Genomic DNA, 24,474 nt, shown 5'->3' with positions numbered 1-24,474 from the left:
TGGTACCTCATCCGTTCTCGTCCGGGCGGCCGATGATCTCGTAGCGCGGGTTGTACACGGTGGGCGTGCCGTCCACCGTGGTGAGCATTCCCTCGAACCGCAGCGCGACTCCTGCCTCGATCCCGGGCACGCGCCGCTGGCCCATCCAGATGATCCGGACGGTCGTCCGCGCGCCGTTCCGGTCGATCCGGACGAGGACGCTGAAGGACGGCGGGGCCAGGACGGGCGCGATGGTGAGGCTGGTCACGACCCCCTGGGCCTTGATCCTGCCACGCTGCGGCAGCGCGGCCGGTGCGGGGACGGGACCGGGCCCCGGGCCGCCGGGAACCGCGCCGGACGGCAGGGCGGGCACGGCGGTCAGCGGGTCTCGGTGATCTCGGGACCGCGCTCGAGCGGGTTCAGGTCCGGGCGCGCGGGCGCGGGAGCGGGAGCGGCCGGGGCTCCTGCCGCGGCCTCCTTGGGCAGCTTGAGCTGCAGCAGCTCGCGCGGCGGGAGGGGGTGGTCGCCACGGACCACGACGACGCTGCGGAACAGCCGCTCCATGGGTGCTGCTGCGGTCGGCTCCAGGGCCGCGGGGCCTCCGAAGACTCCCCGCAGGAACCAGCGCGGGCCGTTGATGCCCACGAAGCGCGCCACGCGGTACCCGGCCTGGCCGTCGGGCGTCTGAGCGGGCAGCTTGGCGAAGAGTTCGGTACCGAGCCTGCCCGGCCGCTCCTCGACCGTGCCGCCCTGAGCGCCCACCGAGGTGCCGATCTGCTCCCGGATCTCGTCCCACAGACCCTCCGTCTTCGGCGCGGCGAAGGCCTGCAGCTGGAGGGTCGACCCGCCGAGATCCAGCGTCACGGCGATGACGCGCTTGCTGCGCTCCTCGACCTCGAGGCGCAGCTGCAGCCCGTCGGCCGCGTTGATCCGCACGGCACCGAGGTCGATGTAGCCGCTCGCGGTGTCCTGCTCGGAGAGGTCGAACGGACCGTGGGTGGCGCGATCGTAGTCCGCGCTGGACACGAGGGCGGCGGCCTGCGGGACGCCGGATGCGGTGGCACCGGCATCGGCAGTGGCAGGCACGGCGGCATCAGCGGGCGCGGCGGCATCGGCGGGCGCATCGGCGGTCCCGGCCGTCGCAGCCTCGTCCACCATTCCGCCCGGCGCCGCCGTGGCGTCGTGGTCCTGCTGCTCCGACGCGTCGGAGACGTCGTCCTGCTTCTTCTTCCTGGGGCGCCCAAAAGCCATGTCCGGGGTCCTTTCCTGTGGCGTGGTCGAGTGGTGGGATCTTCGATGGTCGCTGCTGCGACACGGGGTGGGGCGTCAGCCGCCCGCGGGGGCTGCGCCGGCGGACGCCGGGGCGGGGCTCCCGAAGCCGCCGGTCGACCCGAAGCCACCGGTGCCGCGGGCGCTGTCGGGCAACCGGTCGACGACGGTGAACGCGGCACGCTCCACGCGCTGGATGACCAGCTGGGCGATCCTGTCGCCGCGCGAGAGGCGGACCGGTTGATGCCGGTCGGTGTTGAGGAGGCAGACCTTGATCTCCCCGCGGTAGCCGGCGTCGACGGTTCCCGGAGCATTGACGATCGTCAGGCCGTGCCGGGCGGCGAGCCCGGACCTCGGGTGCACGAGGCCCACGTAGCCCGGCGGGAGCGCCATCGCCACCCCCGTGGGCACGAGCGCGCGTTCGCCCGGTTCGAGGACGAGATCGACGGCGGTGCGCAGGTCCGCGCCCGCGTCGCCGTCGGTGGCGTACGCGGGGGGCTCGAGGCCGTCGTCGAGCATCAAGATCTGGACCGGGAGGTCCTGCTGTGTACCCATGAACTGCATCTCCAAGGCGAGCTATCCGGTGACCAGCACCCCACTTTAGCGCCTTTGCCGGAGCCCCACCTGACAGTCGCGGGACCCTTTGGCGGGCGCGGCTGTCAGGCGGCCGGGAGGCGGGGATGAGGCCGGGGCGAAAGGGTGGAATGCTGGTGTCATGTCCAGCGCGCCCGGGGAAGCCCCCCAGAACACACCCGACCAGACCGTCCTCTACGACGAGCGACTGTGGCCCTCGCCCTGGATCTGGCTGATCGCGGCGGGGTTCTCCGCGGCGACGATCATCATGTTCGCGCCCATCTCGATGTTCGTCGGCTACGCGGTGGCCGTCGTCGTCGCGGTCATCGTGTTCACCATGCTCATCCTGTCCACGCCACGGATCACGGTCACCCCGACCACCCTGACCGTGGGCCGCGCGACCATCGAGCGCGAGTACCTCGGGGCGGTGGACTGGTTCGGCGGCGAGGATGCGACCTACCAGCGCGGCCCGGGCCTGCACGGCCTCGCCTACCTGTGCATCAGGGGCTGGATCTCGCCGGTCGTGAGGATCGAGGTCACGGATCCCGAGGACCGCACGCCCTACTGGCTCGCGTCCTCCCGCACCCCGGAACGCCTCGTCGCCGCGCTGGCCGGCTGAGCCTCAGCCCTCGCAGTCCACGCAGTACAGCTGCCCGTCGCGGTCGCGCGCGATCTGCGACCGGTGCCGGACGAGGAAGCAGGAGGCGCAGGTGAACTCGTCGGCCTGCGCCGCGAGGATCTGCACCGAGATCTCCTCACTGGAGAGGTCCGCGCCGGGCAGGTCGAAGGAGTCCGCGGCCTCGAGCTCGTCGTCGTCGATCACCGCCGTCTGCAGCGCGGCCCCGGCACCGAATGCCTTGAGTTCGTCGCTGCGGGTGTCACCGTCGTCGTCGACCGTCGTTCGCGGCGCATCGTAGTCTGTCGCCATATCTGCCTTCCCACGCTCCATACCGTCCGGATTCTGTCCGACCATCCGCGGGTCGTCTACCCACGGCTGCCATAACGCTACGGCCTCCCGATTTGTGCCCGGTGCAGCGCCGCAGCCCGCCACGCCTGATCACGTAGTAGGAATGGCCGCCATTCAGTGGCACAGTTTCATCTAGGAATCATTGTCGGCTGGAGGAATCGATGCACGAGCTACGCCTGGTGGGTGTCCATGAGGATGGCGGACATCTGCTGTTGAGCGGCGAGGATGGGGTGTCCTACCGGCTGCCCATCGACGACGCGCTGCGCCGTGCGAGCACGCCCGCCGACGTTCCGACCGCGCCCCGGGCCGTGCCGCCGCAGGAGCCCCGGGCGAAGCCGGCGAAGCCCCCGGTCCACCTGACCCCCCGCGACATCCAGGCCCGCATCCGGACGGGCGCGACGGCGGAGCAGGTCGCCGCCGAATCGGGCCTCGACCTCGCCCACGTGGAGCGCTACGAGGGTCCGGTGCGCGCCGAGCGCGACTACCTGGCCTACCTCGCGCAGCGCGTCGAGGTCGCCACACCGCTTCCGAGCCATGACGGCTACCGGTCCGCCTTCGGCGACGACCCCGCCCTCCTCGGCGACATGGTCGCCTACCGCGTGCAGAGCTACGGGGTTGACCCGGCGTCCCTCGAATGGGACTCGTGGCGGCGCCAGGACGGGTCCTGGCACGTGGAGGCCTCGTTCGAACTCCCCGAGGGCTCCACGGTGGACCTGGGCGAGCAGCCGCCCGCGCAGTGGACGTACAACCCCACCCGCAAGACGGTCGTGAACGGCAACCGGTGGGCGCAGGTGCTCAGCGAGCTCGAACCCCTCGACGGCCCGCTCCCCGCCCGCAGGCTCAGCGCCGTGGCGGATCGTGTCTTCGACTTCGAGGCGGAGAAGGCCGACGAGGCACCCCCGGCCGACCAGGACGGCCTGCTGGACGTCCTGCGCTCACGCCGCGGCCAGCGCCTCGGCGCCGACGAGGACGGCGACGACGCCCTCGCGGAACTCCTCACGCGCGGCGGCATCCCGGCCGCCCATCCGAGGGCCGACGACGGCACCGCGGACAGCGGGAATCGGGACACCGGAACCGAGCACGGCGAGACCCGGGACGGCGGGTCCGGGACGGACGGGGATCCGGGCGACGCCGACGAGGACGCGCCGACCGGACGGGAGACCGCGGTCCAGGGTCTCTCGCTCGCGCCGCGGATCGGGGACGACGACGTACCCGCCGGCGATGCCGGGACCGGGGACGAAGCGGCCCGGCACGAGGACGGGTCACCGAGGCTCCACGACGGGGTCAGCACGGACACCCGCGAGATCAGCATCTTCGCCCAGCCCTCACGCCGGCTCCAGCCGCCGGCAGCGGGGACGGGACGCGACGGCGGCGGCCAGGCTGCCCGCACCACCGGCCGGGATGCGCCGAGGGGCACCGGCAAGGGGTCCGGCAGGGACACCGGCAGGGAAACCGGCAAGGACACCGGCAAGGACGCTTCAAGGGAACCCGGCAAGGACGGAGCGGACGTCGCGGCCGAGCGCCGGGTCAAGCCCAAGCGCTCGAGCGTTCCGAGCTGGGACGACATCGTCTTCGGGCGGAAGGGCGACTGACCGCCCGCCGCCCTGACCGGCGGCATCGCCCCACCGCACCGACCAGCGCACCGACCGCGTCGTCCGGCGCGTAAACCGCGGGTCAGGTCAGGTCGGCCTCATGGAGCCGCTCCTCGAAGGGCAGCGGCGCCTCGTTGGCGTAGAGCGACGGCGACGTCCGGGACGTCTGGCGGCGCATGTGGTGCCGTCGGCACAGCGTCTCGTACCCGACCACGGGCTCACGGTCGCGTCCTCCGGACAGCGGATCGTGCGCGGGACGCCTCACGGTCGCCGGGGCGTCGTCGTCGATGGGCTGGTCCACATCGCCGACCACCATCTGGTCCCCCTCGACGACCATCACGCCGTCCACGGTGCGGGCGTTGTGGGTGGCCCTCTTGCCGCACCAGCACAGCGCCTCGACCTGCAGCACCTGCACGCGGTCGGCGAGTTCGATCAGGCGCTGCGACCCGGGGAAGAGCCGGGTACGGAAGTCCGAGGTGATCCCGAAGCCGAAGACGTCGATGTCCATCTCGTCCACGACGCGCGCCAGCTGGTCGATCTGGTCGACCGTGTAGAACTGTGCCTCGTCGCAGATCACGTAGTCGATCCGCGCGCCCATGGTCTGCCGCAGCGTGAGCTCGGTCCAGAAGTCGGTGTCCGGGAAGACCTCGACGGCCGGCACCTGGAGCCCGAGGCGGCTGGAGATCATGGACTCCCCCGCCCGGTCGTGGGAGCTGAAGAGCACGCCCCGGCGGCCGCGGGCCTTGTGGTTGTGGTCCATCTGCAGTGCGAGGGTGGACTTCCCGCAGTCCATGGTGCCCGAGAAGAACAGGAGCTCAGCCACGGCGCGCCCCCCTGCTGCTCCTGCTGCGGCTGCCCGCGGGGCGGCCGGTCGCGGGGCGGCCGGTCGCGGCGGGTCTCGCCAGGGTGATGAGGGGGACGTCGCGCTCGGCCCGCGTCAGGGAGCCGTGCTGCCCCACCATCTCGAACGCTGTCGGCTGCACGCGCCGCCCGTCGATGAGGGCTATGCCCTCCCGTGCCAGCACGAGCAGGTCACCGATGCGCGGCAGGACGTCGTCGCGCACGGACCCGAAGTAGCCTCCCGCGACGGCCTCGTCCCGCGTCAGGACCCACGCCCGGGACCCGAAGGCCTCATGCCAGCGCAGCGCCAGGGCGTCCCTCTCCCCGGCGGAGAGGTCCGGCGCGAGGTAGAGGTGGAGCATGCGCGGCTCGCCGCCCGTGTGGGCGACGCCCTCGAGGAGGTCGGGGTGCTCGGAATAGTCGATCCGCTGCGGTGCCGCGATGTCCACCATGCCGTGGTCTGCCGTCAGGAGCAGGAGCGTGTCCGAGGGGACCCGGCGGGCCAGGAGCTTCAGGGCGGCGTCCAGGTCCTCGAGTGCGCGCAGCCACTGCGGGGAGTCGACGCCCCACCGGTGGCCGGCCTTGTCGAGGTCGTTGACGTAGAAGTACATGAGCATGGACGGCGCCGCGGCCAGCTGCTCGGCGGCCGCGTCGATCTGCGCGTGGATGATGCCCGCCCCGGCGAAGGCCCCGCCGCGCAGCGCCGCGCGGGTCATGGATGAGTCCTCGAAGCGGGGGTGGCTCACGGTGACGACGGGCAGGTGCCCGGACACCCTCTCGAAGACCGTCGGGTGCGGCTGCCAGGCGAGCGGATCCACCGCGGCGTCCCACCGGCCGAGCATGTTCACCACGGCATCCTGCGCGGGGTCGAGGACGTCGTAGCCCACCAGGCCGTGCTGCCCGGGGGCGAGGCCCGTGCCCAGGCTGGCCAGTGACGCCGCCGTCGTCGAGGGGAAGGCGGAGGAGAGGATCCGCGCGGACGGGAGGCTCTCCCGCAGGTACGGGGCGTGCGCCGCGTACTTCCGCAGCAGCGCCATGCCGAGGCCGTCCACCATGACGACGGCGATGCGCCGTGCGGCGGGCAGGCCGAGCGCGTTGGTGAAGCCGTCCACGCCGAGCACTGCGGCCGAGCTGGTCATCACCTCGGCCACGGTGGACACGCCATAGGCGGGCGGAGCGGGCAGGGGCTCCTTGTGGAGGAAAGGCACCGCCGCTACCGCTGGTGGTGCGGCCTGTTGAACCGCGCGCCGAAGCCGGGCTGCCGGCGCGGCGTCACGTCCGGCGCCGCGACGTACCCGCCGGCGACGGGGCTCGCCGTGTTGACCTTGCGCAGGGCCCTGGCGAATCCCTTGGCGTTCTGCACCGCCTGCGCGCCGTCCGCCTCCGCGCTGACCCGCAGCACGATGTCCTCCTGGGCCATCGTCCCGGTGAGGCCGTGGTCGGCGTCGCACTGCGGGTCCCCGCAGCTGGCGGGGCCGATGTCCAGGCGCTGCCCGCCGGACCAGGCGATGGCGAGCGTCATCTCGCGGACCTGGTCCGTGGGCTTGTAGTCCTGCGGCTGCGCGTAGAGGTAGCTCAGGACCACGGAGCGGATCTGGCTCACGGGGACGGACTCTGTGGAGATTTGCGCCATGACCTGCTCGCCGGCGTCGTCGAGCTGCTGGTCGTCCACGTGCGTGATGACCAGCATGTCCTCGGTGAGGACCAGGACCGTGATGTGGCGGTGCACCTCGGTGCGCTCGAAGTGCGTCTCGAGGTGTGCGACGTGGGAGAGCGGCTCCCGGCCGTCGAGGGCGTCATGGACCACGTCGGCCACGAGCCGGGGGTAGAAGCCTGCCCGCTCGAGCGATGCATCGAGGTCGCGCCACTGTGCCGAAAGCGATGGGGTCATATGCCCAGTTTCCCCCACCGGCCCGCCTCCCGCCTAACCAACCCGCGGACGCGGGTGCCGTCAGTCGCGCATCGCCCGCCGTGCGCTGTCGGTGCGGCGCTGCGGATTGCCGACGTCGATCGCGGCGCTGAGCACCGAGAGCCCGGACGCGGCGACGAGCACGGGATTGAACTCGAGCCGGGCGATCTCCGGGTGGTTGTCCTTCAGCAGGGCCACGCGCGCCACGAGGTCCTCGATGGCCGCGACGTCGGCGGGAGGCAGGCCCTGGTAGCCGAAGAGCTTGCGGGACGCGCGCGGCGCGCGGACGAGGTCCGCGATGTCGCCCGTGCTGAGGGGCGGGACGGCGTGGGCCCAGTCGTCGAGCAGGTTGACGGCGTCGCCCGCCAGGCCGAAGGAGATGACCGGGCCCATGAGCGGATCCTCGATGGCGCGGAGGCTGCATGCCTGGCCCGAGGGAGCCATGGACTGCACCTCCATGCCGAAGCTGCCGAACGGGGCGAGCACCTTCTCCATCAGGGTGATGTTCCGCCGCAGCGACTCGGCCTCGCCGATGTTCAGCCTGACGCCGCCGAGGTCGAGGCGGTGGCGCAGGTTCTCGTCCATGGTCTTCAGCGCCACCGGCCAGCCGAGGCGGCCTGCCTCCTCGACCGCCTCGTCTGCGGAGGAGAAGCGGGCGGACGGCTGGAGGTGCAGGCCGTAGCAGCCCATCAGCGCGGCGCTCTCCTCCGCGGTGAGCCGTGTCAGTTCGACGTCGGCCACCCTGGCCCGTACGCCCGCCAGGATCCGCGTCGCGGCGTCGACGTCGACGCCGTCGGGGTCCACGAACTCCCCGTGGTCGCGGGAGCGCCAGTGCGCGTACCGGACGACGGCGCCGAGCGCGGCGAGGGCTGCCCCGGGGCTGGGGAAGCAGGGCAGCCCGCGCTGCAGGGGCAGCACGCGCTCGGTGTCCGCCGCGGACTCCGCGGCGCCATCGGACCGGCCCGGGACGCCGGCGGGGGTGGCGGCGACGGGCACCCGGACGGGATCGGCCTCGGGAGGTGCGGCGGGCGCAGCGGGAGTGGTGGGGGTTGCGGGCTCGTCGCCGGACGACGGCGCGGCCACGAGCCCGTCGAGCTGGACCCGGGCGTCGAGGATGCCGGTGAAGGACGCGATGACGGGCTTGCCTGCCGTCTCGGCGCACCGCTGCAGGCATGCGGCCATGGCCTCCGCGGTGAGCCCGCGGGCCGGCAGCGTGGTGACGATCGCGGTGTGCACGGCGTCGTCGCGCAGTGCGTCCGCCACGGCCGAGGCGAGGGCGGGCAGGGCGACGGACTGCCCCGTGTCGAGCAGCAGCCCGGTCTCCAGCCGCGCGACCGTCATGCCCTGCGACACGACGCCGTCGGCCACCACCTTGCCGAGGGCGGACGAGTTGCTGAACACCGCCACGCCCGGGCCCTGGGGCAGGGGCTGGCTCGCCACGATCTGCGCGATGTCCATCAGCTGCTCCGTGGTCTCGACGCGCATCACCCCGGACTGCCGGAGCATGGAGTCGAGTGCGCCGGGGGGTGCCTGGCTGGTGCGGACGGCGTGGCCCGGCGGGAGCTGCAGGCCGGTGACGTCGGACTTCGCGACGATCACGGGTTTGGTCCGGGCCAGGCGGCGGGCGATCCGCGAGAACTTCCTCGGGTTGCCGATCGATTCGAAGTACAGGCCGACGGCGCGCGTGGTCGGGTCGTCCTCCCAGAACTGCATGGCGTCGTTGCCCGAGACGTCGGCCCGGTTCCCGGCGGAGATCACCGAGGAGACGCCGAGTCCGCGCCGGTGCGCGCTGGCGTAGAGGAGCACGCCGAGGCCCGCGGACTGGCTGAAGAGGGACAGCGCCCCGCGCATCGGCAGTCCGGGCGCCATCGAGGCGTTGAGCCGGATCGCGGGGTCGGTGTTCACGAGGCCGAGCGACGCCGGCCCGACCACGCGCATGCCCTGCGCCCTGGCCTTGTGCACGAGGGCGCGCTGCCGTGCGAGGCCGTCGCCGTCGTCGTCCCCGTAGCCGGCGGTGGCGACGAGCAGGCCCTTGACCCCGGCACGGCCGCACTCGTCGACGACGGCCTCCACCTGGTCCTGGGGCACGGCGATGACCGCGAGGTCCACGGGTTCCGGGATCTCGGCGAGCGAGGCGTGGGAGATCATGCCGTGCAGCTCGAAGGCCTCGGGGTTGACGGCGTACACGCGCCCGGTGAACCCGCCGTCCACCAGGTGGTCGAGCAGCGCGTAGCCCACGGTCCCCCATTCGCGGCTGGCACCGATCACGGCCACGGACGACGGCGTCAGGAGTTCCGCCATGCTCCTCGCCTCCGCGCGGTGCTCCCGCGACTCCATCACCGCCTGGGACCGCCGGGTGGGGTCGATGTCGAAGCTGAGCATCACCACGCCGTCGTCGAAATGCCGCTCCACCTCGTAGCCGGCCTCGGCGAAGACCGTGATCATCTTCCGGTTCTCGGGGAGGACCTCCGCGGAGAACCGGCGGATACCGTTCTCGCGGGCGGCGGCGGCGAGGTGCTCGAGCAGGATGGAGCCGACGCCGCGCCCCTGGTGGTAGTCGGAGACGTTGAAGGCCACCTCGGCCTCGAGCGGGTCGTCGAGGCGGTCGTAGCGGCCGATCCCGATGATGTCGCCGCCCCGCGTGATCACGAACGCGACGCGGTCGCGGTGGTCCACCTCGGTGAAGCGCCGGAGCTCCTTGGTGCTGAGCCTGGCCTTGTAGGTGAAGAACCGCAGGTAGATCGAGTTCTGCGACTGGCGGACGTGGAACGCCTGGACGGCGTCGGCGTCGGAGGGTGAGATGGGCCGCAGGTGGGCCGTCCCGCCGTCGCGCAGGACGACATCAGCTTCCCAGTATTCGGGGTATTGTCCGTCTGCCACCATAGACTCAGGGTAGTCGGCATCCCCCCGGCCGGGCCGGGACCGCGGTCGGAACCGTCCCCGGGTCGCGGATGCCGCCAGAGAACCCCGAACCGTACCCCTGAGTTGTTGAGGAACCGCCACGCACATGGCCAGGCGCCAGAACTCCGCACCGCCGGAGGATTTCACCGAGAAGATCATCGACATCGACGTCGAAACCGAGATGGAGGAGTCCTTCCTGGAGTACGCGTACTCCGTGATCTACTCGCGAGCACTCCCCGACGCCCGCGACGGCCTGAAGCCCGTCCAGCGGCGCATCCTCTACATGATGACCGACATGGGCCTGCGCCCGGACCGCGGCCACGTGAAGTCCGCCCGCGTGGTGGGCGAGGTGATGGGCAAGCTCCACCCCCACGGTGACAGCGCCATCTACGACGCCATGGTGCGCATGGCCCAGGACTTCTCCCTCCGCCTGCCGCTGATCGACGGGCACGGCAACTTCGGCTCGCTCGACGACGGTCCGGCGGCCGCCCGGTACACGGAGGCGCGCCTGGCGGCCCCCGCCCTGACGATGACGGACCACCTCGACGAGGACGTCGTCGACTTCGTCCCGAACTACGACAACCAGCTCACCCAGCCGGAGGTGCTCCCCGCCGCCTTCCCGAACCTTCTGGTCAACGGCGCCAGCGGCATCGCCGTCGGCATGGCGACGAACATGCCGCCGCACAACCTCGGCGAGGTCGTCGCGGCGGCACGCCACCTCATCGCGCACCCCGAGGCCTCCCTCGAGGACCTGATGCGCTTCGTGCCCGGACCGGATCTCCCGAGCGGCGGGAAGATCGTGGGGCTCGACGGCGTGCGGGACGCCTACGCCACGGGGCGCGGCTCGTTCAAGACCCGCGCCACGGTCAAGGTGGAGCAGCTCTCCGCCCGCCGGACCGGCCTCGTGGTCACCGAGCTCCCCTACACCGTGGGCCCGGAGAAGGTGATCGAGAAGATCAAGGACGCCGTCACCGCCAAGAAGCTGCAGGGCATCTCGGACATCGTGGACCTCACGGACCGCAAGCACGGCCTGCGCCTCGTGATCGAACTGAAGAACGGCTTCAACCCGAACGCCGTCCTCGCGCAGCTGTACCGCTTCACGCCGATGGAGGACTCCTTCGGCATCAACAACGTGGCCCTCGTCGACGGGCAGCCGCGCACCCTCGGACTGCTGGAGCTCCTGCAGGTCTACATCACCCACCGGGTCCTCGTGGTCCGCCGTCGCACCTCCTACCGCCTCCAGCGCAAGCGCGACCGCCTGCACCTCGTGGAGGGCCTGCTCGTCGCGATCGTGGACATCGACGAGGTCATCCAGATCATCCGTGCCTCGGACGAGTCCTCCGCGGCCCGGACGCGCCTGATGGCCATCTACGACCTGACCGAGATCCAGGCGAACTACATCCTCGAGCTGCGGCTGCGCCAGCTCACCAAGTACTCGCGCATCGAGCTCGAGAAGGAGCAGGACCAGCTCCGCCTCGAGATCGCGGAGCTGGAGGCCATCCTCGGGTCGGAGGAACGGCTCCGCACGCTGGTGTCCGACGAGCTCGCCGCGCTGTCGGAGCAGTTCGCCACCCCCCGGCGCACCGTGCTGCTGGAGTCCGAGTCGGCCGCCCCGCTGAAGGGCTCCACCCTGCCGGCGCCCGCCGCCAAGGGTGCGAAGGCGATGCTCCCGCTCGAGATCTCGGACGATCCCTGCTGGGTGCTGCTCTCGGCGTCCGGCCAGCTCGCCCGCACCTCCGACCGGCAGCCCTTCGGGGACGGGCAGCGGATCAAGCACGACGCCTTCCGGTCCGTCCTCGCCTCCACGGCGCGCGGCGAGGTGGGTGCCGTGACCTCGGCGGGACGGATGATCCGCCTCCAGGTCATGGACATGCCCGCGCTGCCGCCCACGGCGGGCGTCCCGAACCTGGCGGGCGGGGTGCCGTCGTCGGAGTTCATCACGCTCGAGCGCGGCGAGAGCCTCGTGGGGCTCGCCCCGCTGGGAGCGGTGGTCGCCCTCGGCACGGCGCAGGGCGTGGTGAAGCGGGTGCAGCCCGACTACCCGCTGAACCGTGACGACTGGGAGGTCATCTCGCTCAAGCCGAAGGACAGGGTCGTGGGGATCGCTGCTGCGTCCGACGCCGACGACCTCGTGTTCATCACCCGCCTGGCCCAGCTCCTGCGGTTCCCCGCCTCGGTGGTGCGGCCCCAAGGCCGGACGGCCGGCGGGATGGCCGGCATCAAGCTCTCGCCCGGCGACGCCGTCCTGCACTTCGGGACGGTGTCCCACGGGGACGGCCAGGGTGTGGTGGTGACGGTCGCCGCGGCGGGCGACGCGCTGCCCGGGACGGCCGCGGGATCGGCGAAGGTCACCGAGTTCTCCGAGTATCCGGTGAAGGGCCGTGCCACCGCCGGCGTGCGCGCGCACCGCTTCCTCCGCGGCGAGGAAACGCTCTCCCTGGCCTGGGCCGGTCACGGCCCCGCGCGTGCCGCGTCCGCCAACGGCGTGGCCCGCGCACTGCCCACCGAACACGGCCGGCGCGACGGCTCGGGGGTCCCCCTCACCCAGCAGATCGACGCCATCGGACCCAACCTCGTGGGACTCGTCGAGGCGACGCGACCGGCGGTGCCGGAGGTGGGCGCCCCGGAGGGGTCGCCGTCGGGCGGTCCCGCCCGCGACGCACAGCCGGACGACGACGCCCAGGGCACGCTGCTCTAGGACAGGCGAGGGGGGCCCGAGGACCGTTCACAAGGGCCAGGAGCGGGCGTATGCTCCCCTGCATGGCCAGCGTCATCGCGGCCCGCGACCTCGCCAAGCACTACGGTCGGGTGCATGCGCTCGACGGGCTCGACCTTGACGTCGGAGAGGGCCAGATCCACGGATTCCTCGGTCCCAACGGTGCCGGGAAGTCCACGACGATCCGCGTCCTGCTCGGTCTGGCCCGCGCGACCTCGGGCACCGTGGAGGTGTTCGGAGCCGACCCCTGGCGTGAGGCCGCCGCCCTCCACCGGCGAATCGCGTCCGTCCCCGGCGACGTCGATGTCTGGCCGAACCTCTCCGGCGGGGAGACCATCGACTTCATCTCCCGCCTGCGGGGCGGCCGGCGCCACGAGCGCGGCTACCGGCTCGAGCGGGAGCGGCTGATGGACGCCTTCCTCTTCGACCCGCGCAAGAAGGGCCGGGCCTATTCCAAGGGCAACCGCCAGAAGCTGGCGCTGATCGCGGCCTTCGCCGTGCCCGCCGAGCTCTACATCCTCGACGAGCCGACCAGCGGCCTCGACCCCCTGATGGCGATGGTGTTCCAGCACGAGATCACCCGGGTGCGGGACGGTGGCGCCACCGTGCTGCTCTCGAGCCATATCCTCTCCGAGGTCGAGCAGCTCTGCGACGTCGTGAGCATCGTGCGTGCCGGGAAGGTCGTGGAGTCCGGCACGCTCGCGGATCTGCGCCACCTCACCCGGACCGAGGTCTCGTTCGCGGCGGCGGACGCGGCACCGCTCGGGTCCATCCCTGACGCCCACGATGTGCGGCTGGAGCACGGACGGGCCCGGTTCACCGTCGACAGCGACCGCGTCTCCTCGGTGCTGCCGGCGCTGGCCGCGCTGCACGTCGAGGGGCTCCGCATCGACCCCCCGTCGCTGGAGGAGATGTTCCTCCGGCACTACGGTGACGACCTCGCCGGGACCGGTCAGGACGGGACCGTTCACGAGCGGCACCGGACAGCGGTCCGATGACGATCTTGCTGGCGCTCCTCGGCCAACGGTTGCGGCGCGACGGGGTGCAGCTGCTGCTGTGGACGACCGGCACCGCGCTGCTGGCCTACCTGACGAAGGTGAGCGTCGCGCAGGCGTACGGCACCGAGGAGGCCCGCGCCTCGATCCTGGCGGTGGTCATGGCCAATCCCGTGATCCTGCTCTTCCGCGGCTTGCCGTCAGGCGCCGGCGAGGGCGCCTTCATGCTCTTCCTGATCTTCCCGTTCCTGGCGCTCCTCGCGGCCCTCATGAGTTCGTTCCTCGCCGTGCGGCACACGCGCGGCGACGAGGAGATCGGCCGCGCCGAACTGGTGGCATCCACCCGGGCCGGCCGCCAGGCGCCCCTCCTGGCCACGCTGACGCACGGCATCCTCGCCAATGCGGTGCTCGCGACCCTCTGCGCCGTCGCGCTGACGGCCACCGGACTCGACATCCGGGGGTCGGTCGTGTCCGGTCTCGGCGCCGGCGCCGTGGGGCTGACCTTCCTCGGGGTGGGCCTCGTCTCCGCCCAGCTCATGAGGACCTCGTCGGGCGCCAACTCCCTTGCCGTCTGGGCCCTGATGCTCTCCTTCCTGGCAGCCGGCATCGGCAATGCCATCGGCACACCCAGCAACGACCTGCAGCGCATGGAGAGCTCGTGGCTCACCTGGCTGTCTCCGTTCGGCTGGGGCGAGCAGACACGGCCGTTCGCCGACGACGCCGTCGGGCCGATCGTGCTGTGCACAGCACTCGGGATGGTCCTGGCGGGTGTCGCGGTCGCGCTGCAGGCGGTGCGCGACCTCGGCGGGAGCTTCGTCCCCGAACGGCGTGGCAGACCCGGTGCTCCCGCGTCGCTGTCGACCCCGCTCGGTCTCGTCGCTCGTCTGGCCCGCCCGTCGATCATCGGGTGGGGTTTCGGAGGCCTGGTCACGGGGATCCTGGCGACCACCCTGTCGGGGGTGATCCGTGACATCGGGGTGGACAACCCTGCCCTCGAGCAGATCATCCGCGCGATCTCCGGCGGCACGGACATGGAGCAGGGCACGGTCGTCGCCTTCTTCACGATGCTGGGCATCCTCGCCGCGTGCTGCGCGGTGCAGACCGTGTGCAGGGCACGCCAGGAGGAGACACACGGTACGGCGGAGCTGGTGCTGAGCACCCCGGTGGACCGCGTCCGGTGGCTCGCGGGTTTCGTCGTCGTCGCCTTCGTCGGCGTCCTCGTGGTGATCGCGGCGGCACTGGTGGGCGCCGCCGCGGGCCTCGCGTCACGGGAGGGCGACTGGGCGCTCCTGGGTGATGTGGTCATCACCGGCGCAGGGCAGATCGCGGCGGCCTCCGTGTTCATCGTCGTCACGGCGGTGATCTTCGTCGTCGCACCGCGGCTGACCATCCCGCTCGGCTGGGCGCTCGTGCTGGTCAGCATGATGCTCGGCCTGTTCGGGCCGCTGTTCGGCTTCCCGGACTGGGTCGTCGAGTTGTCGCCGATGGGCGTCACTCCGACGGTCACGAGCGACGGCATCGACGTGAAGGGCCTGTGGTGGCTGATCGCGGCCGTGGCGGCGGGTGGCGCGCTGGCGCTGGGTCTCATGCGCCGCCGGGACCTGGCCCCGGCGGGTTGAGCGGATCGACGGTGCTGCAATACATGTGAATGAGTGCGTACTGGTGCACTTACACTGGGCGGACGTGTTCCTGCTCGAGACGGGTCCTCCCCATGCTGTCTGTCCTACGCCGTCCCGCGTACCGGAAGCTGTTCACCGCCCAGGTCGTCGCCCTGCTGGGGACGGGACTGCTCACCGTGGCGCTGGGCCTGCTGGCCTTCGATCTCGCGGGCGGTCGGGCGGGCGCCGTCCTGGGCACGGCCCTGACGATCAAGATGGTGGCCTACGTGTTCGTGGCACCCGTCATGGCGGCGCTGGTCGAGCGCCTGCCCCGCAAGGGCGTCCTGGTGGGCGCGGATCTGGTGCGCGCCGCGATCGCGTTGAGCCTGCCGTTCATCGACCAGGTGTGGCAGATCTACGTCCTGGTGTTCGTCCTGCAGTCCGCCTCGGCGACCTTCACCCCGGCCTTCCAGGCGCTCATCCCCGTGGTGCTGCCCGGGGAGAGGGACTACACGAAGGCGCTGTCCCTCTCCCGACTCGCCTACGACCTCGAGTCCCTGGTCAGCCCGCTGCTCGCTGCCGCCCTCCTGACGGTGATGAGCTTCCACACCCTGTTCGTGGGAACGATGCTCGGCTTCCTGGTGTCCGCGGGCATGGTCCTCGCGACCCGGCTGTCGGTGATCCCGCCGGCGGAGCAGGAGGGGTCGCTGCTGCACCGCACCACCCTGGGCACCCGGATCTTCCTGCGGGAGCCCACCCTGCGCGGGCTTCTGGCCCTGGACCTCGTCGTCGCGGCCGCCACGGCCCTCGTGCTGGTCAACACCGTCGTCTACGTGCGGGAGCTGTTCGGCGGCTCCAATACCGACGTCGCGATCGCCCTCGCGTCCTACGGTGCGGGCTCCATGCTCGTCGCGTTCATCGCACCCCGGGCCCTGGAGCGCACGCCCGACCGGACGTTCATGCTCATCGGCGCGGCGGTCCTGACGGTGGGACTGCCGGCCGCAGCCTTCCTCGCCCTCACCCAGCAGGGCACTGTGCCCCTCACGGGCAGTCCATGGGCGGTCATGCTCGGCCTGTGGGCCGCCCTCGGCATCGGCACCTCCATGATCAGCACCCCGTCCTCACGGCTGCTGCGCCGCGTGGCCACCGACAGCACCCGGAGCTCCCTCTTCACCGCCCAGTTCTCCCTGTCCCACGCCTGCTTCATGCTCACCTACCCCGTCGCCGGCTGGGTGGGCGCGGCCGCGGGCCAGACGGCGGCCGCCCTCGCCCTCGCGGGACTCGCGCTCGCCGGCACCGTCGTCGGCGTCCTGGTGTGGCCGTCGGCCGGGGCGGGAGACAGCAACGCCACGACGCCGGGCGGGTCCACGAGCGGCCCGGCGCGCGGGCAACGGACGGTAGGTTAGGTGCATCGCCGTACGGGCAGGGGACGAAAGGGACGTGGTCGGCATGAACGGACACTCCCCCGACCCCCTGGAGCCTGCCATCCCGGGCAGGCGCCCACCCGGCCGACCGAGCCTCGTCCACCCGGTGGAGCCGGACGCCGAGCGTCTCGAGGCCGGCGCTGCGACCTTCCGCATGCTCTCCGATCCCACCCGCCTGCACCTCCTGTGGATCCTTACCCGCGGGCCCGCTGACGTCGGAAGCCTCGTCGCGGCCACCGGGGCGAGCCGGACCGCCGTGAGCCAGCATCTGGCCAAACTCAGGCTCTCAGGCCTGGTGTCCACGCGGAGGGATGCGCGCAACGTCATCTACAGCATCGTGGACGGACACCTGTCCCGGCTGATCCTCGAGGGCATGAACCACGCCGACCACCGCGTGACCGGCGAGCCCGTCCACGAATAGCCGTCTGGCGTCCCACAGGACGGGAGGTCAGGGTGAGTGCGCCGTCCCGGTGCCCGTCGCGCAGAACGAGGGCAGGGACGACGCCGCGGCGCCTACCGACCGCATGAACAGCTAGGCCATGAGCTCCCTGCTGGTGCCGGCCGTGACGCGGCCGCGCGGCGGGCTGATCCGCACCCGCTCGACGGACCTCCGTTCCGGCGTCATGACCGGCGGTCCACGCCGCTCGTCCCGCGGCGCCCGGGCCGGAGGGGCTGGAGGGCGGCGATCTCCTCCTCGCCGGCGGTGCGGAAGGGAGCGACGGCGGGTCCCGGCGGCTCGTGGCGTTCCTGGCCGCGCGTCCTGATGAGACTCGCGACGACGGCGACGGTGAGGATGGTGGTGATCACCGCGAGGGAGATCGGCGTGGGGATGTAGTAGACGTCGATCTTCAGGGCCATCTTGATGCCCACCCACACCAGGACCAGGGCGAGTCCGACCTTCAGGTACACGAAGCGGTGGATGAGGTCGGCCAGGAGGAAGTACATGGCGCGCAGGCCCAGGATCGCGAACGCGTTGGCGGTGAAAACGAGGAACACCTCGTCGGTCACGGCGAAGATCGCGGGGATGGAATCCACGGCGAAGACGATGTCCGTCACTTCCACCAGGACGAGGACCGCGAGCAGGGGTGTGGCGAGCAGGACCCCGTTCTTCCGGACGAGGAACCGCTGGCCGTGGAAGGCGTCCGTCATGGGCACGTACCGGCGGAAGAGCTTCAGGGCCCGCGACCTCGACGGGTCGATGTGCTCGTTGCGCTGGACGAGCATCCGGTACCCGGTGAAGAGCAGGAATGCCGCGAAGACGTAGAGGACCCAGGAGAAGTTCTGGATCAGGACCGACCCGGAGGCGATGAAGATCCCCCGGAAGACCAGGGCGCCGAGGACCCCGAAGAACAGGACGCGGTGCTGGTACTCGCGGGGGACCGCGAAGAACGTGAAGATGATGGCCCAGACGAAGACGTTGTCCACGGCGAGGGATTTCTCGATGAGGTAACCGGCGAAGTACTGCTGCCCGAACTCCGCCCCCCAGACGCGCCACACGATGACCCCGAAGCCGACGCCGCAGAAGACCCAGACGCCCGACCAGGCGGCGGCCTCACGGACGCTGATGACCTGGGCGTGCCGGTGCGCGACGAGGTCGACGACGAGCATGAGGAGGATGAAGCCGATGACGGCGGACCAGACCCAGAGAGGGATGTTCAAGGGGTACCTACTTCCAGTCAGTGAATACCAACTGGAGGTCTCTCCCGGCCGAGAAAAATCGGCCCTGTCCGCCGGAGGATGCCGGGACCCTCGTAGTGACGACGAACCGGATGTGGGGATACTCCCCTCCGTGCCTACGAGTGAACCACAGTCCACCCGCCGGGGGAAAGAGGGAGGGAAGGGTCAGGCGGGGTTCACGCGCAGCGGCAGGTCGAACACGATGGACCGCTGGGTCGGGACGTAGCCCATGCGCTCGTAGAGACCGAGCGCCCCGGAGGGGTTCTCGGTGTCCACGCCGAGCCCGGCGTTCTGCATGCCCGCCGCCCGGTACCGCCGCATCGCCTCGGCGAGCAGGGCCGGGGCGAGGCCGCGACCCCGCCAGGTCCGTCGGACACCGAGCAGGTCGGTGTAGCCCTCCGTGCGGCCCAGGAGTTGCTGGGAATCGGGGTCGTAGCTGGCCAGCTGGTAGGCGGCCACCTCCCCCGTCGACGGGTCGACGAGTGCGAGGCTCCAGTCGGCCCGGAACTCCGGGTGGCTGACCGTGAACTGCCACGATTCCTGATCGCGGGGCTCGCTCCCCCAGTGGTCCTGGAAGGCGTCGTTGTGAGCGAGGCGGACCAGCTCGGAGATGTCCCGGTCCGTGCCCTCCGCGAAGGTGAGGAGCTCCAGCCCCTCGGGGAAGGCGAGGTCGGGGATCGGCTGGTCCAGCGGCCGCGTCATCTCGGTGAAGTAGCGGACGATCCTGCTGCCGCTCGCGGTGAGCAGCGCCAGGTGCGAGGGGTTGCGTTCCTCGACGTAGTTCCGGAAGATCCCCTCCGTGTGCCCCGTCTCCCGGAGGCGCATCTCCGCACGCCAGGCCTGCCAGGCGAGGACGGCCCGGCCGATGCCGCGACCGCGCCACGCGTGATCGACTCCGCCGGCGCCGTGGATCAGCGTCGAGCCGGGATTACGGGACAGACGTCCGAAGGCCCGCGGCTCGCCGTCCGCGTCGAACCCGGCGACGGTGTCCTTGCGGGGATCGTTCTTCGAGGCTCGCAGCGCCTGCTCGAGGTCGGCGCGCTGTTCCACCCAGTCGGGCTGGTCCTCCTCCGCGATGCGCTGGACGAGCGCATGCCAGCGGGGGATGTCGGCGTAGGTCAGCGCCCGCCACAGCAGTGCGTCGGGCAGCGGCGGAGCGCCCGGCGCCGGGGTGGCCGGTCCGGCGTCGGGTCCGGGCGTGTGGGGCGTGGTCATGGCCCCAGCGTATTCCAGGACGGGGCGCATCACCGCAGGACGGAGCAGTCCGGGTACCCGTCGGTCAGGCCCCCACAGCCCCTCGAGGCGGTGCGTCGTGGAGGGGAGGGCCCAGCGCCACGACGTCGTCGCACAGTGCGGCCTCCGCGGGATCGTGTGTGACGAGGAGGACGGCGGTGTCCGGCAGGCCCCGCCGCAGGTCCCCGAGCAGGGACCGGGCACCGTCGGCGTCGAGATGGGCGGTGGGCTCGTCGAGGAGGACGACGCCGGACCGCGTGAGCAGGGCGCGCGCCACGGCGAGCCGCTGCCGCTGCCCGCCGGAGAGCCGGGACCCTCCCGCCCCGGCGGGTGCATCCAGCCCGTCGTCGACCCCTTCGACCAGCCCGGTCAGTCCCACGGCGCCGAGGACGGCGTCCAGCTCGGCGTCGGTGGCCGGGTCGCCGGGCGGCCGGGCGAGCTGCAGGTTGGAGCGCAGGCTGGAGTCGAAGAGGTGGCTCTCCTGGGGGCACCAGGCGATGCGCGGCGTGACGGCGTCGTCCGCGGGCTCCCCGTTCACGACGAGCGTCCCCCGCTCGAGGGGCAGGAAACCGAGGAGGGCGCCGATCACCGTGGACTTGCCGCTGCCGGAGGGACCGGTCAGCCCGGTCCAGCGTGCCGGTACCAGCTCGAGGTCCAGGCCGTCGACCACGGGGTGGCCGGGCTCGTAGCCGATGCTCGCGCGGCGGAGCGCGGCGGACTGCGCGGGCCGGCCGCCCTGCCCGGCGCCCGCGCGCCGCAGGTCCTCCTCCCAGCCGGCGGCGGGGCCGAGGTGCGGGACGATCCGGCGTGTCACGGCCGCCAGCGGACCCCAGTGCTGCACGGCGGACGTGCCGGCGACGAACGGCTCGATCAGCGCGAGCTGCATGAGGACGAGGACGGCCGTGAGGTCCGCCGGCAGATCGCCCGCGCCGACGAGGATGCCGAGCGAGGCGGTGCAGCAGGCGGCCACGATCACGGCCGTCGACGCACCCGCCGCCGACGCCGAACGCCGCGCCGTCGCCGCGACCGCTGCCCCCAGTGCACGGGTCCCGGCGAGCGCGGGCCGGTGGACGCCGTTCACCCGGAGATCGGGGGCGGCCCGCAGCAGGCCCGTGACGCGCTCGAGACCCTGCGCACGGAGCCGCACGGCCGCTGCGCCCGCGGCCTGCTCACGGAGGACGGCGACGGCGGGTGCGACGACGAGGGCCGCGACGACGGCCAGGACCTGCCACCCGAGGGAGGCGGGGTGCAGCGCGGCCGTGGTGGCGAGCGCGGCGACGCCCGTCAGCACCGAGACCACGAAGGGCAGCAGGGCGCGTGAGGACAGGTCCCGGAGCTCGTCGATGTCCCCGACCAGCCGTTCGATGCCCCCGGACCCCCGGGCGATCGTGCGCCACGAACGGCCGGTGCCGAGCAGCCCGGTCCACAGCCGCAGCCGTGTGTCGTCCGCCCGGTGGAACACGGCGGCGTGCAGCCGGAGGCGTTCCGCGTAGCGCAGGACGGAGCGGCCGATGCCGAAGAAGCGGACGCCGACGATCGCGGTGAGCAGGTAGAGGATGGGCGGCTGCTCGGCGGCGCGGACGATCAGCCAGCCGCTGAGCGCGGTCAGGGCGACGGCGAAGACCGACGCGCCGAGCCCGAGGGCGGCGGCGGCGAGGAAGCGCCGGTCCCAGGGCCGCACCAGTCCGAGCACGTCGCGGGCGGAGCGGAACCACGACGTGCTCGGGGCGTGCGGCCGGCGCCCTCCCGCACGGTCCGCGCCGGCGGGCCCGGGAACGCGGTCCACCGGGTCGGGAAGGGTGCCGGTCGGTGCCATGGGCCTGCGTTCCGTGCCCCTGCGCTCGGTGGGCCCGGATCCCGCGGGACGGCCTGCCGCGTCGGGGTCCGCGAGCGCGTGCTGCACTCGGCCGGCGGGCCTCCCCGCCGTCGGGAGGTCCGTCGGGAAGGCCGTCGGCCGGAAGGCGACGGTCGGCGCCGGCGCGCGCCCGGCTGCGGACAGCCCGCCCAGGCGCACCTCGGCCGACGCGAGGCGCGCCGTCTCGTCGTCGTGCGCGATCAGGAGGACGGTCAGTCCGGTGCGGCGTGCCGTCACGGCGGCCCGGATGGCGCGGGACGCGTCGTCGTCCACGTGGGCGGTCGGCTCGTCGAGGAGCAGGAGGGCGACCGACGGGTCCTGTGCGCGCAGCAGGGCGCGTGCGACGGCGACGCGCCGCAGTTCTCCCGGGCTCAGCTCCGTGCTGCGGCGGTCCGCGAGTCCGGCGGCGCCGACGGCGGCGAGCTGGGCGTCGAGGATGGGTGACTCCGCGGGAAGCCCGGCGTAGAGGGCGAGTTCGGCGCGGACGGTCTCCATCAGGAGCTCGGGGTGCTGCGGGACCCAGGCGACCGCACCGATCCGGAGCCCCGCCACCCGGCCTTCGAGGCGGAGACCGGGTGGGACGGCCGCTCCCCCGGCCAGTGCGCGCATCAGGGTGGACTTCCCGGATCCGCTCGGACCCCGGAGCGCGGTGACGGTGCCGGGCTCGAGCACGAAGCGGACGCCGGCGAAGACCGGCTCGAGGACGCCGTCGTACCGGGCGGTGAGGCCCTCCACGCGGATCCCGGCCGGCCGGCCGGCCCTTCCGTCGGCCGTCGGGACGCGTACCGGCAGGTCCTCCGGCGGGGCCGCGGGGGCGTCGAGGACCGCACGGACGCGGGCCCCGGCCTCCTCGCCGTCCTCGCTGGCGTGGTGGGCCGCCCCGACGTCGCGCAGGGGTCCGTAGCATTCGGGCGCGAGGATGAGGGCGATCAGCGCGGTCTCGAGCCCCAGGTCCCCGTGGATCAGGCGCACACCCGCGAAGACGGCGACGACGGCGACCGAGATGGTGCTGATGAGCTCGAGGGCGAGGGAGGACAGGAAGACCGTGCGGAGGGTCGTCATGGTGCGTGAGGTGTAGGTGTCGGCGATCTCCCGGAGGGCGCGGGTCTGTTCGGCGGCGCGGCCGAGCCCCACGAGGACGGGGAGGCCCCGCGCGAGTTCGAGCAGGTGGTCCGACAGGCGGCCCAGAGCGGTGGTGGCCTGCTGCGTGTGCTCCTGCGTGTGGAGGCCGATCAGCACCATGAACACGGGCACGAGCGGCACCGTGAGGAGGATGATGAGCGCGCTGACCCAGTCCGAGGCAAGGATCCGCGCGCCGATGAGCAGCGGGACCACGGCGCACGTGATGAGCGCGGGCAGGTACTGCGTGTAGTACTTGTCGAGCCCGTCGAGTCCGCGCGTGAGCAGTACGGCGAGCGAGCCCGTGCCGCTGCCGGCGGCGGCACGCGTGGTGCCGCCGTCGTCGAGCAGGCGCAGGAGCGCCGCCTCGCGCATCCGCTCCCTGGTCCCGAGGGCGAGGCGCGCGGCGGTCGCGTCCTGCCCCCACGCCGCGATGGTGCGGAGCCCGGCACCGAGGATGCCCTGCAGCAGCACGCCGCGGACGTCGAGCGAACCGGCGGCGAGGGATCCGATGCCGAGGGCGAGGGCCTGCGCCAGGAGTACCAGCCCTGCCGCCCGGACGGCGGCGAGCACGCCGAGGAGGTACAGCGCCGTCGTCGACCCCGCGGCGCCCGCGGGCCCTCCTGCGCTCAGCGTCGCCAGCGGCGAGACGCGCCGACCGGCCGGCGCGGCGTCGGACTCCTGTGGCGTGGTGGCGTGTCCGGCGTCCCGTTTCGGGACGGCGGTCCCGACGGCGCCGCTCACAGTGCGGTGACGGCGTGGGCCGCCGGGATGCTGGACTCCGAGACCCGCTGCCGGAAGACCCAGTAGGTCCAGGCCTGGTAGGCGAGGACGAGCGGCACCCCGAAGCAGGCGACGATGCTCATCAGGCCGAGCGTGTAGGGCGAGGACGACGCGTTCTGCACGGTCAGATCGAAGGCGGGATCGAGGGTGGACGGCAGGACCACGGGGAACACGGCGCCGAAGATCGACCCGACGAGCGCCAGCATCCCGAGGCCCAGCGCCGCGAAGGCGCGGCCGTCACGGCCCACCGAGGAGAAGCGGTAGGAGGCGGTCAGCGCGCCGACGGCGCCGACGACGGCGAGCCAGGTGAGCACCGACCCGGTGTCCAGCTGGACCAGGAGCGCCCAGGCGAGGAACGGGAGCATCGCGACCGGCAGGAGGCGGCGGAACAGGCGGTCGGCCAGCGTGCGCACCCCGCCGTCGGTCTTGAGGGCGATGAACGCGGCGGCGTGGACGAGGCAGAACAGTACGACGGCGGCGGCACCCAGGAGCGCCGGCAGGGTGGCCCAGGCGAAGGCACCGCCCACGCGGTCGCCGTTCGCGTCGAGCGGCAGGCCCGTGGTGGTCAGCGCGAGCGCCGCGCCGATCCCGGCTGCCGCAGCGAACGAACCGAGCGCGATGGCCCAGTCCCAGCCGTTGCGCCAGGTGTCGCTGTGCCGCTTGCCCCGCCACTCGAACCCCACGGCGCGGAAGATCAGGCCGAGCAGGACCAGCAGGAACGGGAGGTAGAGCGCGGACAGCAGGGAGGCGTACCAGTAGGGGAAGGCCGCGAACGTGGCGCCCACCGCCGTCACGAGCCAGACCTCGTTCCCGTCCCACACCGGCCCCACGGTGTTCAGCAGCACGCGCCGCTGGGTGTCGTTGCGGGCCATGAGCTTCATCAGCATCCCCACCCCGAGGTCGAAGCCCTCGAGGAAGAGGTACCCGGACCACAGCACGGCGATCAGTACGAACCAGATGGTGGGCAGGGCCTCGGTCATCGGGGATCCTTCCGGGCAAACGAGGGGGACATGGAGCGGGACATCGAGCGGGACGTGGAGGGGG

General features: G+C 72.4%; 19 protein-coding genes. 7 read left to right on the top strand and 12 right to left on the bottom strand.

Annotation, left to right across the window (positions count from 1 at the left end; all coding sequences use genetic code 11):
- Positions 1–7: 7 nt before the first annotated feature.
- From MWM45_RS06975 to dut, 3 genes are all read right to left on the bottom strand, one after another.
- Entirely contained in the window at positions 8–352 is a 345-nt protein-coding gene (locus tag MWM45_RS06975) for a hypothetical protein (RefSeq protein WP_247828823.1), read from the bottom strand.
- 5 nt (positions 353–357) lie between these two features.
- Positions 358–1,137, bottom strand: a complete 780-nt coding sequence (locus MWM45_RS06970) for a DUF3710 domain-containing protein (protein WP_418909759.1) — start codon at positions 1,135–1,137, stop codon at positions 358–360.
- 168 nt (positions 1,138–1,305) lie between these two features.
- Positions 1,306–1,812, bottom strand: a complete 507-nt coding sequence (gene dut / locus MWM45_RS06965; RefSeq protein WP_418909758.1) for a dUTP diphosphatase — start codon at positions 1,810–1,812, stop codon at positions 1,306–1,308.
- A gap of 151 nt (positions 1,813–1,963) precedes the next feature.
- Here dut and MWM45_RS06960 point away from each other — a divergent pair, with 151 nt between their 5' ends.
- Positions 1,964–2,440: a DUF3093 domain-containing protein gene (locus MWM45_RS06960; RefSeq protein WP_043444917.1), complete on the top strand. Its 477-nt coding sequence runs from the start codon at positions 1,964–1,966 to the stop codon at positions 2,438–2,440.
- Positions 2,441–2,443: 3 nt separating this feature from the next.
- Here MWM45_RS06960 and MWM45_RS06955 read toward each other — a convergent pair whose 3' ends face one another.
- A complete protein-coding gene (locus MWM45_RS06955; RefSeq protein WP_247828820.1) occupies positions 2,444–2,749 on the bottom strand; it encodes a DUF4193 domain-containing protein in 306 nt (101 codons plus the stop codon).
- Between the two features lie 200 nt (positions 2,750–2,949).
- Here MWM45_RS06955 and sepH point away from each other — a divergent pair, with 200 nt between their 5' ends.
- Positions 2,950–4,380, top strand: a complete 1,431-nt coding sequence (sepH, locus tag MWM45_RS06950) for a septation protein SepH (protein WP_247828819.1) — start codon at positions 2,950–2,952, stop codon at positions 4,378–4,380.
- Between the two features lie 82 nt (positions 4,381–4,462).
- Here the strand turns inward: sepH and MWM45_RS06945 are convergent, their stop codons facing one another.
- The 4 genes from MWM45_RS06945 to MWM45_RS06930 form a co-directional block, all read right to left on the bottom strand.
- Positions 4,463–5,203 carry a thymidine kinase gene (locus MWM45_RS06945; RefSeq protein WP_247828818.1) on the bottom strand — a complete coding sequence of 247 codons (741 nt, stop codon included), beginning with the start codon at positions 5,201–5,203 and terminating at the stop codon, positions 4,463–4,465.
- Positions 5,196–6,359, bottom strand: a complete 1,164-nt coding sequence (locus MWM45_RS06940; RefSeq protein ID WP_247829166.1) for an alkaline phosphatase family protein — start codon at positions 6,357–6,359, stop codon at positions 5,196–5,198. Before MWM45_RS06940 ends, MWM45_RS06945 begins: the two co-directional genes overlap by 8 nt.
- Positions 6,360–6,433: 74 nt before the next feature.
- The gene (locus MWM45_RS06935) at positions 6,434–7,111 is read right to left on the bottom strand and encodes a DUF5998 family protein (RefSeq protein ID WP_247828817.1); all 678 of its coding nucleotides are present in this window, start codon (positions 7,109–7,111) and stop codon (positions 6,434–6,436) included.
- Between the two features lie 60 nt (positions 7,112–7,171).
- Complete coding sequence (locus MWM45_RS06930; RefSeq protein ID WP_247828816.1) at positions 7,172–10,012, bottom strand: bifunctional acetate--CoA ligase family protein/GNAT family N-acetyltransferase; 2,841 nt, start codon at positions 10,010–10,012, stop codon at positions 7,172–7,174.
- A gap of 124 nt (positions 10,013–10,136) precedes the next feature.
- Here MWM45_RS06930 and MWM45_RS06925 point away from each other — a divergent pair, with 124 nt between their 5' ends.
- From MWM45_RS06925 to MWM45_RS06905, 5 genes are all read left to right on the top strand, one after another.
- Entirely contained in the window at positions 10,137–12,728 is a 2,592-nt protein-coding gene (locus MWM45_RS06925) for a DNA gyrase/topoisomerase IV subunit A (RefSeq protein WP_247828815.1), read from the top strand.
- A gap of 62 nt (positions 12,729–12,790) precedes the next feature.
- Positions 12,791–13,744, top strand: a complete 954-nt coding sequence (locus tag MWM45_RS06920; protein WP_247828814.1) for an ABC transporter ATP-binding protein — start codon at positions 12,791–12,793, stop codon at positions 13,742–13,744.
- Positions 13,741–15,360: an ABC transporter permease gene (locus tag MWM45_RS06915; protein ID WP_247828813.1), complete on the top strand. Its 1,620-nt coding sequence runs from the start codon at positions 13,741–13,743 to the stop codon at positions 15,358–15,360. The genes MWM45_RS06920 and MWM45_RS06915 overlap by 4 nt, the downstream gene beginning before the upstream one ends.
- Positions 15,361–15,452: 92 nt before the next feature.
- Positions 15,453–16,745: an MFS transporter gene (locus tag MWM45_RS06910; protein WP_247828812.1), complete on the top strand. Its 1,293-nt coding sequence runs from the start codon at positions 15,453–15,455 to the stop codon at positions 16,743–16,745.
- Between the two features lie 43 nt (positions 16,746–16,788).
- Positions 16,789–17,184: an ArsR/SmtB family transcription factor gene (locus MWM45_RS06905; protein WP_247828811.1), complete on the top strand. Its 396-nt coding sequence runs from the start codon at positions 16,789–16,791 to the stop codon at positions 17,182–17,184.
- Between the two features lie 200 nt (positions 17,185–17,384).
- Here MWM45_RS06905 and MWM45_RS06900 read toward each other — a convergent pair whose 3' ends face one another.
- From MWM45_RS06900 to cydB, 4 genes are all read right to left on the bottom strand, one after another.
- On the bottom strand, positions 17,385–18,422 hold the full coding sequence (locus tag MWM45_RS06900) for a TerC family protein (RefSeq protein ID WP_247828810.1): 1,038 nt from the start codon (positions 18,420–18,422) through the stop codon (positions 17,385–17,387).
- Positions 18,423–18,605: 183 nt separating this feature from the next.
- The gene (locus MWM45_RS06895) at positions 18,606–19,655 is read right to left on the bottom strand and encodes a GNAT family N-acetyltransferase (RefSeq protein ID WP_247828809.1); all 1,050 of its coding nucleotides are present in this window, start codon (positions 19,653–19,655) and stop codon (positions 18,606–18,608) included.
- Between the two features lie 64 nt (positions 19,656–19,719).
- Positions 19,720–23,391, bottom strand: coding sequence for a thiol reductant ABC exporter subunit CydC (gene cydC, locus MWM45_RS06890; RefSeq protein ID WP_247828808.1), 3,672 nt, complete (start codon positions 23,389–23,391; stop codon positions 19,720–19,722).
- Positions 23,388–24,410, bottom strand: a complete 1,023-nt coding sequence (gene cydB / locus MWM45_RS06885) for a cytochrome d ubiquinol oxidase subunit II (protein ID WP_247828807.1) — start codon at positions 24,408–24,410, stop codon at positions 23,388–23,390. Before cydB ends, cydC begins: the two co-directional genes overlap by 4 nt.
- Positions 24,411–24,474 lie beyond the last annotated feature (64 nt).

Origin of the sequence: Arthrobacter antioxidans, from assembly GCF_023100725.1 — a bacterium.
GTDB classification, from domain to species: Bacteria; Actinomycetota; Actinomycetes; order Actinomycetales; family Micrococcaceae; genus Arthrobacter_D; species Arthrobacter_D antioxidans.
The sequence above is the reverse complement of the archived record's forward strand: the minus strand, read 5'-3'. Positions and strand labels throughout refer to the sequence as shown.